This window comes from Rhodococcus sp. PSi06 (assembly GCF_054960675.1).
On record NZ_JBHNYO010000014.1, the window covers coordinates 98,817 to 113,281 of the forward strand.

General features: G+C 63.7%; 15 protein-coding genes. 8 read left to right on the forward strand and 7 right to left on the reverse strand.

Features of this window, described 5'->3' with window-relative positions; translation table 11 throughout:
• The first annotated feature begins 357 nt into the window (after positions 1-357).
• Entirely contained in the window at positions 358-1,839 is a 1,482-nt protein-coding gene (locus ACFI9K_RS18565) for an amino acid permease (protein ID WP_462664860.1), read from the forward strand.
• Between the two features lie 62 nt (positions 1,840-1,901).
• Here ACFI9K_RS18565 and ACFI9K_RS18570 read toward each other — a convergent pair whose 3' ends face one another.
• Entirely contained in the window at positions 1,902-2,819 is a 918-nt protein-coding gene (locus ACFI9K_RS18570) for a serine/threonine-protein kinase (protein WP_462664861.1), read from the reverse strand.
• A 258-nt stretch (positions 2,820-3,077) separates the two neighbouring features.
• Between ACFI9K_RS18570 and ACFI9K_RS18575 the strand changes: the two genes are divergently transcribed.
• Entirely contained in the window at positions 3,078-4,940 is a 1,863-nt protein-coding gene (locus ACFI9K_RS18575; RefSeq protein WP_462664862.1) for a BCCT family transporter, read from the forward strand.
• 43 nt (positions 4,941-4,983) lie between these two features.
• Here the strand turns inward: ACFI9K_RS18575 and ACFI9K_RS18580 are convergent, their stop codons facing one another.
• Positions 4,984-5,313, reverse strand: coding sequence for a winged helix-turn-helix transcriptional regulator (locus tag ACFI9K_RS18580; protein WP_222093966.1), 330 nt, complete (start codon positions 5,311-5,313; stop codon positions 4,984-4,986).
• 79 nt (positions 5,314-5,392) lie between these two features.
• On the opposite strand from ACFI9K_RS18580, the gene ACFI9K_RS18585 reads away from it, so the two are divergent.
• Positions 5,393-5,740: a DoxX family protein gene (locus tag ACFI9K_RS18585; RefSeq protein WP_462664863.1), complete on the forward strand. Its 348-nt coding sequence runs from the start codon at positions 5,393-5,395 to the stop codon at positions 5,738-5,740.
• On the opposite strand, the gene ACFI9K_RS18590 is transcribed toward ACFI9K_RS18585, so the two are convergent.
• From ACFI9K_RS18590 to ACFI9K_RS18610, 5 genes are all read right to left on the reverse strand, one after another.
• Positions 5,720-6,322, reverse strand: coding sequence for a DJ-1/PfpI family protein (locus ACFI9K_RS18590; protein WP_462664864.1), 603 nt, complete (start codon positions 6,320-6,322; stop codon positions 5,720-5,722). The two genes, ACFI9K_RS18585 and ACFI9K_RS18590, sit on opposite strands and share 21 nt — an antisense overlap.
• Positions 6,323-6,328: 6 nt before the next feature.
• Entirely contained in the window at positions 6,329-7,006 is a 678-nt protein-coding gene (locus tag ACFI9K_RS18595) for a GOLPH3/VPS74 family protein (protein WP_462664865.1), read from the reverse strand.
• Between the two features lie 81 nt (positions 7,007-7,087).
• The gene (locus ACFI9K_RS18600) at positions 7,088-7,432 is read right to left on the reverse strand and encodes a UBP-type zinc finger domain-containing protein (protein WP_462664866.1); all 345 of its coding nucleotides are present in this window, start codon (positions 7,430-7,432) and stop codon (positions 7,088-7,090) included.
• Positions 7,429-8,898, reverse strand: coding sequence for an ATP-binding protein (locus tag ACFI9K_RS18605; protein WP_462664867.1), 1,470 nt, complete (start codon positions 8,896-8,898; stop codon positions 7,429-7,431). The genes ACFI9K_RS18600 and ACFI9K_RS18605 overlap by 4 nt, the downstream gene beginning before the upstream one ends.
• A complete protein-coding gene (locus ACFI9K_RS18610; protein ID WP_462664868.1) occupies positions 8,895-10,550 on the reverse strand; it encodes an NAD(P)/FAD-dependent oxidoreductase in 1,656 nt (551 codons plus the stop codon). The genes ACFI9K_RS18605 and ACFI9K_RS18610 overlap by 4 nt, the downstream gene beginning before the upstream one ends.
• 424 nt (positions 10,551-10,974) lie before the next feature.
• Here ACFI9K_RS18610 and ACFI9K_RS18615 point away from each other — a divergent pair, with 424 nt between their 5' ends.
• The 5 genes from ACFI9K_RS18615 to ACFI9K_RS18635 all read left to right on the forward strand — a co-directional run bounded on the left by ACFI9K_RS18615 (position 10,975) and on the right by ACFI9K_RS18635 (position 14,430).
• Positions 10,975-11,802 carry a DUF1206 domain-containing protein gene (locus ACFI9K_RS18615; protein ID WP_462664869.1) on the forward strand — a complete coding sequence of 276 codons (828 nt, stop codon included), beginning with the start codon at positions 10,975-10,977 and terminating at the stop codon, positions 11,800-11,802.
• 101 nt (positions 11,803-11,903) lie between these two features.
• Positions 11,904-12,368, forward strand: a complete 465-nt coding sequence (locus tag ACFI9K_RS18620; RefSeq protein WP_462664870.1) for an SRPBCC family protein — start codon at positions 11,904-11,906, stop codon at positions 12,366-12,368.
• A gap of 88 nt (positions 12,369-12,456) precedes the next feature.
• Complete coding sequence (locus tag ACFI9K_RS18625; RefSeq protein ID WP_027498459.1) at positions 12,457-12,726, forward strand: GlsB/YeaQ/YmgE family stress response membrane protein; 270 nt, start codon at positions 12,457-12,459, stop codon at positions 12,724-12,726.
• Between the two features lie 128 nt (positions 12,727-12,854).
• Positions 12,855-13,571 carry a phosphatidylserine decarboxylase gene (locus ACFI9K_RS18630; protein ID WP_462664871.1) on the forward strand — a complete coding sequence of 239 codons (717 nt, stop codon included), beginning with the start codon at positions 12,855-12,857 and terminating at the stop codon, positions 13,569-13,571.
• 4 nt (positions 13,572-13,575) lie between these two features.
• Positions 13,576-14,430, forward strand: coding sequence for a CDP-alcohol phosphatidyltransferase family protein (locus ACFI9K_RS18635; RefSeq protein ID WP_462664872.1), 855 nt, complete (start codon positions 13,576-13,578; stop codon positions 14,428-14,430).
• Positions 14,431-14,465 lie beyond the last annotated feature (35 nt).

Below are 14,465 nucleotides of genomic sequence, written 5' to 3' on the forward strand. Positions count from 1 at the left end.
GGACGACCAGGGGTGTCGTTGATTCCCCGGCCTCACCGTGTCCCGACCTGGCACTCACGTGTCGAGAGTGCCAACTGCATTTCTAGCACTCGCCCATGGCGAGTGCAAGGTCGACCACAGCTACCGGCCGAGGGGCGAAACCTCGAACCCGCATGCTCGACGCCACCGCCCGGCACCGGTTCAGAGCAGATGCTCGCCCCGAGCCGGCATCCGTCACACACTGTTCACACCTGTACGCATTGTTAACACCCGAATACTGTGCGCAGATCGCTCCACGCCAATACCGTTGAGTGACAACAGCTTCGACGCCCGAAAATTCGGACAAAACCCCGCAAAAGCGACAAGTGAGGATCGAACATGTCCGATACGGTCGATACTTCGTACGACAACTCGGCGATGGACCACGAGGAAGAGGGCTATCACAAGACCCTCAAACCTCGGCAGTTACAGATGATCGCGATCGGCGGCGCAATCGGCACCGGCCTGTTCCTCGGCGCGGGCGGACGCCTCGCCAGCGCCGGACCCGGCCTCTTCCTCGCCTACGCCCTCTGCGGAATCTTCGTCTTCTTCATCCTGCGCGCCCTCGGCGAGTTGGTACTGCATCGTCCGTCCTCGGGCAGCTTCGTCTCGTACGCCCGGGAGTTCTTCGGCGAGAAGGCAGCGTTCGTCGCAGGCTGGCTGTACTTCCTGAACTGGGCGATGACGGCCATCGTCGACACCACGGCCGTCGCGACCTACATGCACTACTGGGGCAGTTTCGAGGTGATCCCTCAGTGGGTCATCGCGTTGATCGCGCTGGTCATCGTCATGAGCGTGAACCTGGTCTCGGTCAAGTGGTTCGGCGAGATGGAGTTCTGGGCAGCGATCATCAAGGTTGTCGCTTTGGTGACGTTCCTGATCGTGGGCATCGTCTTCCTCGCCGGACGCATCCCGGTGGGCTCGCAGATGCCGGGTATCAGCCTCATCACCGACAACGGCGGCTTGTTCCCGACAGGTGCCTGGCCGCTGGTCATCGTCATCTCGGGTGTTGTGTTCGCCTATGCCGCAGTCGAACTCGTCGGAACTGCGGCCGGCGAGACCGCGAACCCGGAGAAGATCATGCCGCGGGCGATCAACTCGGTCATTGCCCGTATCGCCCTGTTCTACGTCGGTTCACTGGTATTGCTGGCCCTGCTGATGCCGTACACCGCCTACCAGGCCGGCACCTCGCCGTTCGTCACGTTCTTCTCGAGCATCGGACTCGGCGGTGCAGGCACCATCATGAACATCGTGGTGCTGACCGCGGCGCTGTCTTCCCTGAACGCCGGTCTGTACTCGACCGGGCGCATCCTGCGGTCGATGGCCATGAACGGCAGCGCGCCGGAGTTCACCAAGAAGATGACCAAGGGTGGGGTGCCGTTCGGCGGCATTCTGCTCACCTGCTTCATCACGCTGTTCGGTGTCGCCCTCAACGCGATCGCCCCCGGCGAGGCGTTCGAGATCGTGCTGAACATGTCTGCACTGGGCATCATCGCCAGCTGGGCGACCATCGTGCTGTGCCAGATCCAGCTGTATCGCTGGTCCAAGAAGGGCATCGTGGAGCGGCCCAAGTTCCGCCTGTTCGGGGCGCCGTACACCAGCTACGCGACGCTGGTGTTCCTGTTCGGCGTGCTGGTCCTGATGGCCTTCGACGCTCCGATCGGGTCGTGGACCATCGCCACCCTGGTGGTCATCATTCCCGCACTGATCGGTGGCTGGTTCCTGGTACGCACCAAAGTGCTCGCCGTGGCCGAGGAGCGAATGGGCTACACCGGCCAGTACCCGGTGGTGGCGAATCGTCCGACCGAACCGGAGGAGTGACACCGCCGTACCCCGAGAAAAGGGCCCCGCATCGATCCGATGCGGGGCCCTTTCTCATCTGGTCAGGAGAACCTGAGCCATCTCGATCGAGTGAACGGCGAACGCCGAACCGGCGGTTCCGGCGCCCCCGCAACGATGGCCGCGGCGACAGCGTCGGCCAATTCCACGCAGGTGTCGAATCGATCCGCCGGGTCCTTGGCCAACGCGCGTGCGACCACCGCGTCGAGCCCCGGCGGCAGTGATCGCCGACGCCTCGTCACCGCAGGCGGTTCGGTCGACAGATGTGCGGCGGTGATCGCCAGTGGCGTCGCCAACGGATACGGCGTCTGCCCGGTGAGCAGTTCGACCAGGGTCGCCCCCAACGCGTAGACGTCGGTCTGCGCGGTCAGCACTCCCCCGCGGAGCAGTTCCGGTGCCGCGTAATGAATGGATGCCAGTACCGTTCCGCCGACCACCAGCGGTGTCGAGTCGTCGACCAGACGTGCAATTCCCCAGTCGGACAACAACACCTGCTCGTAGCCGTCCACGCGCTCGGTGGAGATGAGGATGTTCGACGGCTTGACGTCTCGGTGCAGCACTCCGTTCGAGTGGGCGTAGTCCAGCCCCTTGGCCACCTCGGCGACGATGCGCGCCACACGGGAGACGTCGAGAGGGATCTGTCCGCGAGCAACCAACCGCGCAGCGCTGTATCCGTCGACGTAGTGCATCGACATCCACAACTGGCCCTCGAACTCACCGTGCTCGTGCACCGAGACGATGTTCGGATGCACCAGCAGTGTGGCCACCGTGGCCTCGGTACGAAATTTCGTGCGCAGTCGCGGCGAACGCGAGGCGTCGCGGTCGAGAATCTTCAGAGCTTCGAACCTGTCGTGTCCGCGGCCGAGTACGAGGTACACCTCACTCATGCCGCCGACCCCGAGGCGACGCTGCACGTGAAAACCAGCGAAGTTCGTGCCCGACTGCAACCGACCGGGTGTCACGGAATCACCTGCTGCCCAGCCTCACTCGCGGCACACGGGCTCTCGAGAAAGACGATCGGACGGGTCCGCAGCATCGACAGAACTGTAGTCCGCAAAGAACGTTCCGGCGACTCGGTGGTGCCGCAGGAACCTTCGGCAGTTTCGCCACCAGCGCCGATGTCCCCTATGGTGTTTACCGGTACTTGACCGAAACAAGAGAAATGCAACGGCATACCGATAGTGGTCAGCCGCGATTCGAGCTGTAAGGAAGTCAAGTAAGTGAAAGCAGTCAAAGAAGCCTGGGGAGGCCTGCTCAAGCCGGTCTTCGTCCCCGCATCTGTCGTCATTTTCGTCATGATCGCCTTCTCGGTGATCTACGCCGGCACTGCCGCCGACGCATTCGACAAGCTCAACAACGCCATAACCGATGGAGTCGGCTGGTGGTACATCCTGGCCACCACAGGATTCGTCGTGTTCGCTTTGTACTGCGGACTGAGCAAAGTCGGCAACATCCGACTCGGGCGCGACGACGAGAAGCCCGAGTTCGGCGTTCTCTCGTGGTTCGCGATGCTGTTCAGCGCGGGCATGGGTATCGGCCTGGTGTTCTACGGCGTCGCCGAGCCTCTCTCGCACTACGTCACACCACCCGAGGCCGGCGGTGTTCCCGGAAGCACCGACCCGGCCGCCCGTCAGGCGATGGAGCTGACCCTGTTCCACTGGGGTCTGCACGCCTGGGCCATCTACGTGGTCGTCGGCCTGGGACTGGCATACATGACGTACCGCAAGGGACGCCCGCTGTCCGTGCGCTGGCTGCTCGAGCCGCTACTGGGACGCAAGCGCATCGAGGGCGGTATCGGCCACGCGATCGATGCGGTCGCCATCATCGGAACACTGTTCGGCGTCGCCACCTCGCTCGGTTTCGGTGTGCAACAGATCTCGGCCGGCCTCGAATACCTGGGTTGGATCGACACCAACAACTGGGTGACGGTCATCATCATCGCCGGAGTCACCGGTCTCGCGACGTTCTCTGTTGTATCCGGCGTCTCACGCGGTCTCAAATGGCTCTCCAACATCAACATGGGAATGGCCGCAGCTCTGGCCGTCTTCGTTCTGATTGCCGGACCGAGCCTGTTTCTCATGCAATCCTGGGTGCAGAACCTCGGCGGCTACATCCAGGCGTTGCCCGAATTGATGCTGCGCACGTCACCGTTCTCCGACGACGGCTGGGCCGGTGCCTGGACCATCTTCTACTGGGGCTGGTGGATGAGCTGGGCGCCGTTCGTCGGCATGTTCATTGCCCGCATCTCCCGTGGCCGCACCATCCGCGAGTTCGTGTTCGGAGTGCTGCTGGCACCGACAGTCATCGGATCGCTGTGGTTCACGATCTTCGGTGATGCCGGCATCCTGCGTCAGCGCGAGAACGGCGACCTGTTGGTCGACGGTGCCGTCGATACCAATACGAGCCTGTTCCAGCTGCTCGACACGTTGCCGTTGGCCACGATCAGCAGTGTGCTGGCGATCTTCGTCATCGTGTTCTTCTTCGTGACCTCCTCCGACTCCGGCTCGCTGGTCATCGACATCCTCTCGACCGGCGGCGACCTCGAGCCCCCGAAGATCACCCGTGTGTATTGGTCGATTCTCGAAGGCGTGGCCGCAACGGTTCTGTTGCTCATCGGCGGAACAGGATCGTTGACGGCCTTGCAAACGATGTCGATAGCGACGGCGGTGCCGTTCTCGATCATTCTGGTGCTCGCGTGCGTGTCGATGCTCAAGGCATTCCGCTACGACGTCGCTACCACTCCGCGGTACGTGCGCGTGACCACTACACCGGAGGTTTCGGGCAGCGAGTCGGACAGTCCAGCACAGTCGGCACCACGCAAGAGGGCGACGGCCGGAATTTCGAGCACGTTCGCCGGACTTGCGCCGTCACGGGACGGGCTGACGTCACCTACGCGCAGCGGAACCGTCGTACTTGCGGTGCACGAGGTGTCCACCGAACAGCTCGAGGTTCATCCCGAGACCGGAGCCGTCGAATATTCGAATGACAACGCTCCCGTCGATCCGCTGGGCGGCGAGGTGTTCGACACTCAGGAGTTCGCCGACTCGGCCGAGGGTCAGAAGGACAGCAACCACCCCGGCTGATCGCTAGATCCATCTCTGGCCCTCGCGACAGGCGTTGCGGGGGTCAGAGGTTTTTCGAAGCCCACTCGGTGAGCGCATCGAGTGACGGCAGCAATGCCTCGCCCGACGTCGTGAGGCTGTACTCCACCGAGATCGGCGGTCCGTCCGTCACAGCGCGTGCTACGAGCCCCGCTTTTCCGAGCTCTCCGAGTCGCTCGGACAACACCGAGTCACTGATTCCGCCGACGGCGCGGCGCAGGTCCGAAAATCCCATCGGCCCGTTCATCAGTGTCGCAAGAAGAATTCCGTTCCATCGCTTACCGAGAAAGCCGAAGGCTTTGGTCAGCGCTCCATCACAGGCCCGAGGGTCGTGTGGCTGCTCGTTCGTGACCATGACCCCACCCTACCGAGGTGCTACAGTCCGCCTTGCTACTTCTGAATTACTAGTGGCCTCAGAAATGAAAGCAGGGATCATGTTCATCGCAACCCTCGTCGTCTCGGTTCTGCTCGCCGTGGCGCTCACGTTCTCGGCAATCGGCAAACTGACGAAGAATCCGTCCGTCATTCCGATGCTCGAGCAGGTGGGCGTTCCCGCCGACAGGATTCCGTGGTTGGCCTACGCGGAGATACTCGGCGCCGTCGGCCTCCTCGTGGGGCTGGTGATCTGGCCGATCGGTGTGGCAGCTGCCGTCGGCGTCGTTCTGTACTTCGTCGGCGCGGTCGCCGCACACCTGCGGGCCAAGGACAAGGAATTCGCCCCGGCCGCCGGACTCGCCGTGTTCGCCGTCGTCGCGCTGGTACTACGGGTGCTCAGCGCCTGACCAGTCGTAGTCCATCTGGCCCGCGGTGGCGAGGGCATGATCCGCGCCCGCCCACCGCGCGACCAGATGCAGCGCCAGATCGAGACCGGCGCTGATCCCGGCCGATGTCGCCAGATCGCCGTGATCGATGTACCGAACGCCCTCGTGCACAACGAGTTCGGGCCACCGGGCGCGAAGCAATTCCAGATCTTCCCAGTGCGTGGTGACCGGACGGTCATCGAGCAACCCCGCCGCCGCGAGCACGAACGCACCGGTGCACACCGATGCGACAGTTTCTGCCGTGGGTCGAATTCGCTTCAACCACTCCAGAACTCGGCCGTCCGCTTCGACCGCGTCGACGACGCCGCCGGGAACCAACACCAGGTCGTAGGTCCGTGGATCGTCGATCGTGGTGTCGACGCCGATCCTCATGCCACCTCGGGCGCGTACCGCTCCGTCATCGACCCCGACGAGCGTGACCTCGAAAGGAACCGCACTACCGGCACGTTCGGCCACCCGACCGGCCACCGAGAACACCTCGAACGGCCCACAGGCATCGAGTACCTCGACGTCGTCGAACAGCAGAATCGCAATGGTTCTCATGTTGCCTCAGCTGCTCGTGGTCGAGACGATGACGGGCACCATGATCGCGGCCGTCACCGCGGCATTGACGTCCGAGACCGCTTTGCGCACAGCCGCGCCCGCCCACTCACCCTCGGCAATCTGCTTGGCTCTGTTCTTCAGTAGCTTCTTGTCGGCATCGACGATCACCTTGTGGGTCAGATCGATTGCCGAGATCAGCGAGATCAGGGCAGCCGAATGCGGCGTGGGCGTCGTGCCGTCGACGAGAGCGCTCCGTAGTGCATCTCGCAGGACCTTCTCCCGCGAGGTGTCACGCGCCGGCCACGTCGTCGCCGGAAACAGCCCCCAGACCTTGTCCCGGTTCTCGGTGACGAAACCCTGCGACACCAGACGTGCAGCCAGCTCGTTCACCAGATTCTTCTGCGACTTCTCGATCACCTTCTGCGGCTTCATCGGCCGCGGTGACGTGGCCACGAGATCGAACACCCGACGCAGCAGCGGGTCCGCGGGCGGCTCGCCTGCCACGACGACATGATCCTTCTTGACCTGCTCACCAGGTCCGATGATCCGGAGCGACCCGCCCAGCGCGAGCTCGACGACCAGCGCACCGGCCAGCACCCGCGGTAACTTCGTGCTGTCGGCCGACGGCTTGCCGGAGTCGTCGTCGAGCAACAGCAGCAGCAGGTCCTCCGCAATCAACGTCATGGAGCGAGATTACCCACAAGACGCGCCCGATTTGCGTTGTTCACTTTTTGGAAATGAACTGTTTCACCGGCCCCGACGAGGTCAGTTGACCAAACTCTGCCAGTTCGACGGCACCCGTTCACTGGGGCCCGGAACAGTCTGGTCCAGCGGATGATGCTGCGGCGGAGCAAGTTCGGGCCCGTCGTACATCTGCTCGTCTTCGTAGTTGTAGAACCAGTCCTCCCCGGGCTCGTAACTGCGCACGAACTGATGCCGAGTGGATTCGGCGTGCTTGCTCGCGTGCTGCGACGGCGACGAATCACAGCAGCCGATGTGGCCGCACTGCGCACAGCGACGCAGGTGAACCCACCACCCTTCCGTCTGCGTGCACTCCACACAGCCCGGACCCGACGGCGGAACTGCGGGGTCGATACCTTCGATGGTCATGTTGCCTCCTCGATTGCAGGGTTGACGGGCAGCCTCACGATGAAGCGTGTGTTTCCGGGTTCGGACACCACCTGGAGATCACCCTGATGCTTCTTCACCACGATCCGCCACGAGATGTCCAGGCCGAGACCCGTGCCCTCTCCGACGGCCTTGGTGGTGAAGAACGGCTCGAAAATCCGTGACCGAATCTCCTGGGGCACACCCGGTCCGGTGTCGCAGATCTCGATCTGCACCTGATCCTCGTCCAACGACGTGCGCACGGTCAGCACTCCGGAACCCCCCATCGCCTGCACGGCATTGTCGATCAGGTTCGTCCACACCTGGTTGAGTTCGGCAGCGTAGGCGGGGATGGGCGGCACCGCCGGGTCGTATTCCTTCACCACCCGGATATCGTCACCGATTTTGCGGCCCAACATGATCAGGGTGCTGTCGAGAAGTTCCCGCACGTCGACGGTCTGGTACGGCGCACGGTCCATCTGCGAGTACTGCTTCGCGGCACCGACCAGCGTGGAGATTCGGGTGGTGGAATCCGAGATCTCGTTCATCAGCAACTCGGTCTCGACGGTGTAGTTGAGCCACCTGATCGCACCCTCGAGCATGGCCGGATCGTCGACGGTTGCCGAGACCCGATCGAGCCATGGCACATCGAGCCCCGCCGAGACGAAAGTGGGGGCCAGATCCCAGCCGTCTCGAATATCTTTGTCCTCGAACCATTCTCCGAGTTCGTCCTCGCGGTCCGACGCCTCCATGGCGGTCAACTTGGGTGCCTTCGCCACCAACTCCACGGCCTCGTTCTGCAGTCCGACCAGACGAGAAAGGCTCGCACGGTCGAGGGTGCCGCCGGCGATCATCGCCAATTTCTGCCGCATGTGCCCCACCCGATTGCGCAACGCAGACGTCGCCCGTACCGCAGCCGCCGCGGGGTTGTTGAGCTCGTGCGTCAACCCGGCCGACAGAGAACCCAACGCCAGCAAGCGCTCCCGCTGTTCCACCACCTGTTTGGTGTTCTGATTTCCGAAGAACAACCCTTCGAGCAGGTGCAGGGCCATCGGAAACCACTCGCGCACGATCGACGCGAAGCAGTCCGCGTCGAGCACGAAGAAGCGCGAGGGCTCACTCACTCGCATCGATCCCTGGTAGGTCTGCGGCACCCGATCACCCAGATAGGCCTGCCACGCACCGGCATATACCCCGCGCTGCGACGTTCTGTTGATCACCAGATCCTCGCCGCCCGAGAGCTTCGAGAGCACCACGGCCCCGTCGATCAGGACGTAGAAACACGTCGCCGGGTCGCCCTCTGCATACACCGGACCCGGTTCGATGGTCTCGATTCGACCGTCCCGGCACAGCTCCGCCAACTGAGCGTCGGTGAGATGCTCGAACAGGAACAGGGTCCGTAATTCCTCCGGATCGCATGCGGGCTGCGTATTCGGGTCGCTCCGCAGGCTCCGCTCCTGCCCACTCATGGATTCGCCAGATATCTGTGCACCAGCATCACGGCCATCGCTCCTTCTCCCACTGCCGACGCGACACGTTTGGCCGAGTCGGATCGAACGTCGCCCGCCGCGAACACCCCGGGCACGCTCGTCTCGAGGTGGTGCGGCAGGCGGTTGGCCGTCCACCCGGCAGGCCCGCGTCCGTCGACGACGAGATCCGGTCCGGTGACCACGAATCCATGATCGTCCCGAACGAGCACTCCGTCGAGCCATTCGGTGCGCGGAGCCGCACCGATGAACAGGAACAGATACTGCGCGTCGACGGTCGTCGTCTCCTGGGTGGCTCGGTTGCGCAGCGTGATCGACTCCAGATGACCGTCACCCGACACGCCCGCGACCTCGGTACACGGCCGAACGCTGATCTTCGGATTCTCTTCGATCTGCTTGATCAGGTAATACGACATGGACGCCTCGAGCGAGGTGGCGCGGATCAAGATGGTGACCGACTTGGCCCCGCGCGCGAGGTACACCGCCGCCTGACCGGCCGAGTTCGCGCCGCCGACGATGTAAACGTCTTGCTCGGCGCAACGCGCGGCCTCGGTCATCGCAGATCCGTAGAACACTCCGCGGCCGGTGAAGTCGTCTATCCCGGGTGCATCCAGCCGGCGATACGCGACGCCGGTGGACAGGATGATCGTCTGCGCACTGATGCTGCGACCGTCCGCGAACCGCACGGTGCGTGCGGATCCGTTGACATCCAGACCCACCACGTCCTGGGTGGTGACGACCTCCGCACCGAATTTCAGTGCCTGTCGCCGGGCTCGTTCGGCCAGCTGAGCACCGGAGACGCCGTCGGGAAAGCCGAGGTAGTTCTCGATGCGAGAACTCTGTCCGGCCTGACCACCCGTCGCGGTCCGCTCGATCAACGTGGTCCGCAAACCTTCGGACGCACCGTACAGAGCCGCTCCGAGTCCCGCCGGGCCGCCGCCGATGACGACGAGATCGTAGAACTCCTCGGACGGCGACACCGTCAACCCGAGCCGGTTACCGAGTTCGGCGTCGGACGGTTCGATCAGCGCATCGCCCTCGGTGGTGATGACCACCGGAAGTCGGTCGTCGTCCACGCCTGCCGCGGCCAACAGTCGCGCGCCCTCGGACTCGTCGGACATGTACCACCGGTACGGCAGCTGATTGCGGGCCAGGAACTCCCTGATCTCCGATGACCGCGCAGACCAGCGGTGGCCGACGATCTTGGTGTCCTCGACGGCCCGGTGGTCGTAGGCGCACCAGGCCTCGAGTTGGGCGTCGAGCACGGGGTAGAGCTTTTCCTCCGGCGGATCCCACGGCTTGAGCAGGTAGTAGTCGAGATCGATGACGTTGATGGCGTCGATCGCGGCGTCGGTGTCCGCGTAGGCGGTGAGCAGGATGCGACGGGCCGTCGGGAAAAGGTCCATTGCCTTCTCGAGAAACTCCATGCCGCTCATCTGCGGCATCCGGTAATCGGCCAGCAGGATGGCGACCGGGGTGCCGCGCAGCGTGAGTTCCTTGAGTGCGTCCAACGCGCCGGCACCGGATTCGGCTCGCACGATGCGGTACTGCTCGCCGTAGCGGCGGCGTAGATCGCGGGTTACCGACCTCGATACTCCGGGATCGTCGTCGACGCTGAGAATGACCGGTTTCATGACCCTCCAGGACTGATGCTCACCAACCTCATGAGCATGCCACCGGCCGGCCCCGAATGGGAGGCAAGCGGGCCTGGAAGCAACCGGGTCAGATGCGGCCGCGCCTGATCAGATCGAGTTCGTGGGGAGTGAGGAGTCGTTCGAGCTTCTCGGCGGGCCAGGTGCGTGGGCTCCCACTCATTCTGGCGGTCTTCAACAGGGGTAGATCGCTGCTGGTACGACGCATTATCGACTGTAATTTCACGGTGGATCACTCCGAACAATTTCTTCGTTGGTCCCGACACTCCGCTTGCTACATCGATCAGTGTCCGCTCGGTGTTAACGCAGCGGTGGGATCTCGTGCGGCGTTTCGCTGGCGAAAACGGTTTCCTCCACCCCTACTTCGGGTAAACAGGCGGCCAAATCTACTGATCGGGGAACGTTAGTGAACACGTCGGGAAACTCCACATCGGGACATTCGGGATCGGGTAAATCGTTGGCCGGCTCGGTCCAGGACAACGGTGCATTCGAGAAAGCAGCCCGGGGCGGCCACTTCGTCAGCGGAGTGCTGCACATCCTGATCGGGTACATCGCGATCCGGTTGGCGTTCGGCCAGGGCGGTAACGCCGATCAGTCCGGTGCACTCGCCGAACTCGCCGAGAAGCCAGGCGGCAAGATCGCACTGTGGGTTGCTGTCGTCGCGTTCGTGGCGCTCGCCCTGTGGCGCATCGTCGAGGCGATCATCGGCAAGAAATCGGATTCCGACGAGGGCAGCGTGATGGACCGGCTCAAGGCAGCTGCGCTGGCCGTCGTCTACATCGCCTTCGCATTCTCGACCTACGGTTTCGCGACCGGATCGGGTAAATCCAGCGGGCAGCAGAACGCCGGCTACTCGGCGCGATTGATGGAATCCGGTGGCGGCAAACTGGTCCTGATCGTCATCGCCCTGGTCGTCATCGGTGTCGGCGGATACCACGTCTACAAGGGCGTCTCGAAGAACTTCCTCGACGATCTCGAGGGTCACCAGGGCGGAGCCGTCGAAAAGCTCGGCATCGCCGGATACGCAGCCAAGGGCACAGCGCTGGTCGGTGCGGGAATCCTCGTCGTCGTGGCGGTACTGCAGTCCGATCCATCCAAGGCCACCGGAATCGACGGTGCCGTCAAGACCCTGGGCGCTCAGCCCTACGGACAGGTTCTCCTGATCCTGGCCGGAGTGGGAATTGCACTGTACGGGGTGTACTCATTCGTGCTGGCTCGCTTCGCCCGTATGTGAGCGGGAGGTGGCCGACTGTGTTTGCCGACACACAGGACACATAGGATGCGCACGATTGGTGTAACAGTCAGTTGCAGCTATTCCCTACCTGGAGGCCCCCGTTGAGCAAGACCCTCGAAGCCACGATCGATATCGCCGCGAGCCCCGAGACCGTCTGGTCGATCGTCTCCGACCTTCAGCGCATGGGCGAGTGGAGCCCGCAGTGCAAGAAGATGAAGGTGTTCGGCGGGCCGGTCGGCAAAGGCACCCGGACGCTCAACGTCAACCGCAAGGGCCTGCTCGTCTGGCCGACGACGGCCAAGGTGGTCACGTTCGAGCCCAATCGTGAACTCGCGTTTCGGGTGGTGGAGAACAAGACGATCTGGTCTTACACCCTCACGCCCACCGCCACCGGGACGACAGTCGTCGAGAAGCGTCAGGCACCCAACGGGACGTCGGCGGTCTCCTCTTTGGCGGTCAAGCGCATCCTCGGCGGCACCGACGAGTTCGACGTCGAGCTGGTCGAGGGCATGAACAGCACCCTTCGTCGCATCAAGACCGAGAGCGAAAAGCTGGGCAGAAAATAATTTTTCTCAGGAATGTTTCAGGTTTGTTCCTCTCGGGCATCCGGCGGTTCGACAAGCAAAAGACACGAACGGAAAGTGGGGGCAACACATGTTGGGTCTCGGAATCATCGGCTGGATCATCATCGGTGGACTCGCCGGCTGGATCGGCAGCAAGATCATGAAGACGGATGCTCAGATGGGCATCATCCTGAACATCGTCGTCGGCATCATCGGCGGCCTGATCGGCGGATACCTGCTCAAGGTCTTCGGCGTCGACGTCGAGGGTGGCGGTCTGATCTTCAGCTTCATCACCTGCATCCTCGGTGCATGCATCTTGCTGTTCCTGGTCAAGCTCGTGACAGGCCGTAGCCGCGTCTGATCGACTCGCACCTCCCGACTGCCGGGGCATCTCACGTACGCTGTGAGGGCCTCGGCAGTCGTGCGTCTGCACCTACTTTCAGTACCACGACCTGCCAACACCTGTCCTACGAAAAGTTAGAGGAGACCGTGGCACGCCGTCCCGCCCCGATTGGTCAACCGCCCCGCACCGGAGTGGCTCACATCGTCGACTTGGTTCGCGAAACGGTTCCACCGCTACACCCGGCAGGACTCACGTTCGTGGGTGGTCCGCTCGCCGTCGCAGTTCTCGGCCGCCGATCGAAGTGGGTCCGCAATGCCGGGCTCGTCGCCGCCGGAGCCTGCGCCACCTTCTTCCGCCACCCGTCCCGGGTGCCGCCGAACCGCCCCGGCGTCGTCGTGGCCCCGGCCGACGGTCTGGTCACTCTGGTCGATACTGCCGTCCCCCCGTCCGAGCTCGATCTGGGCTCGCAGCCGGTACCGCGCGTGAGCATCTTCCTGTCGGTCCTCGACGTGCACGTCCAACGCGTTCCCGTGGGCGGCCGCGTGGTCGAGGTCGTTCATCGCCGCGGCCAGTTCAAATCCGCCGATCTCGCCGAAGCCAGCGAAGTCAACGAACGCAACAGCATGCACATCAAGACCGACGCCGGTCACGACGTCGCCGTCGTACAGATCGCCGGTCTCATCGCCCGACGGATCATCAACAATGCGAAGGTGGGCGATTCTCTGTCGATCGGCGACACCTACGGGTTGATTCGTTTCGGCTCCCGCGTCGACACCTACTTCCCCGCGGGCACCACGCTGCTGGTCGAGCGCGGCCAACGCGCAGTCGGTGCCGAGACTGTCCTCGCAGAGCTGTCGCAGTAGCGACATGATCACCAGACGCGCGAAACCGCCTGCTGCAATCCGTCTGCTGCCGTCCGTCGTCACGATCCTCGCGCTCTGCTCCGGCCTGTCCGCCGTGAAGTTCGCGCTCGACGATCAGCTCGGAACCGCACTCGCCATGATCGGTGCCGCTGCCATTCTCGACGCGTTGGACGGGCGAATCGCGCGATTGCTCGACGCCACCAGCAAGATCGGGGCCGAACTGGACTCACTGTCCGATGCCATTTCGTTCGGCGTCGCCCCGGCGCTGGTGTTGTACGTGACATTGCTCGAGGGCAGCAGCGGCGGCTGGATCGTCGCACTGGTCTACGCGGTGAGCATCGTGCTCCGGCTCGCCCGTTTCAACACGTTGCTCGACGAGGACGACACCCCGGCTTACGCCCGGGAGTACTTCACCGGAGTTCCCGCACCCGCCGGAGCCCTCATCGCGCTGGCCCCGATCGCCGCGTTCGAGGAATTCGGCGACGGCTGGTGGGCGTCGTTCTACGTCGTCGCCGGATGGTCGATCCTCACCGCGGCTCTGATCGTCAGCCGCATCCCGACCCTCGCGCTGAAAACGGTCTCGGTGCCGCCGCGCCTGGCGGCCATCCTGCTGGTTCTGGTGGCTCTGCTCGCCGCCGCGCTCATCACCTTCCCGCTGGTGCTCCTCATGGGATTGGTGCTGGCCTACCTGGTACACATCCCGTTCGCGGTGAGATCACAGCGTTGGACTGCCGCGCGCCCGTACACGTGGGACGCCAAGCCTGCCGAACGCCGAGCCGAGCGACGGGCCATCCGCCGCGCTCCGGGCAATGCACGACGGTCGCAGGCACGCTTGGGACTGCGCCGCCCCCGCAGCTGACGACCACGCAGCTGACGACCCCGTTAGGTTGGACG

Coding starts and splice junctions, on each gene's coding strand:
- ACFI9K_RS18565 (WP_462664860.1), top strand. CDS start 358: ATGTCCGATACGGTCGATACTTCGTACGACAACTCGGCGATGGACCAC.
- ACFI9K_RS18580 (WP_222093966.1), bottom strand. CDS start 5,313: ATGGTCACGAACGAGCAGCCACACGACCCTCGGGCCTGTGATGGAGCG.
- ACFI9K_RS18585 (WP_462664863.1), top strand. CDS start 5,393: ATGTTCATCGCAACCCTCGTCGTCTCGGTTCTGCTCGCCGTGGCGCTC.
- ACFI9K_RS18590 (WP_462664864.1), bottom strand. CDS start 6,322: ATGAGAACCATTGCGATTCTGCTGTTCGACGACGTCGAGGTACTCGAT.
- ACFI9K_RS18595 (WP_462664865.1), bottom strand. CDS start 7,006: ATGACGTTGATTGCGGAGGACCTGCTGCTGCTGTTGCTCGACGACGAC.
- ACFI9K_RS18600 (WP_462664866.1), bottom strand. CDS start 7,432: ATGACCATCGAAGGTATCGACCCCGCAGTTCCGCCGTCGGGTCCGGGC.
- ACFI9K_RS18605 (WP_462664867.1), bottom strand. CDS start 8,898: ATGAGTGGGCAGGAGCGGAGCCTGCGGAGCGACCCGAATACGCAGCCC.
- ACFI9K_RS18610 (WP_462664868.1), bottom strand. CDS start 10,550: ATGAAACCGGTCATTCTCAGCGTCGACGACGATCCCGGAGTATCGAGG.
- ACFI9K_RS18625 (WP_027498459.1), top strand. CDS start 12,457: ATGTTGGGTCTCGGAATCATCGGCTGGATCATCATCGGTGGACTCGCC.
- ACFI9K_RS18635 (WP_462664872.1), top strand. CDS start 13,576: ATGATCACCAGACGCGCGAAACCGCCTGCTGCAATCCGTCTGCTGCCG.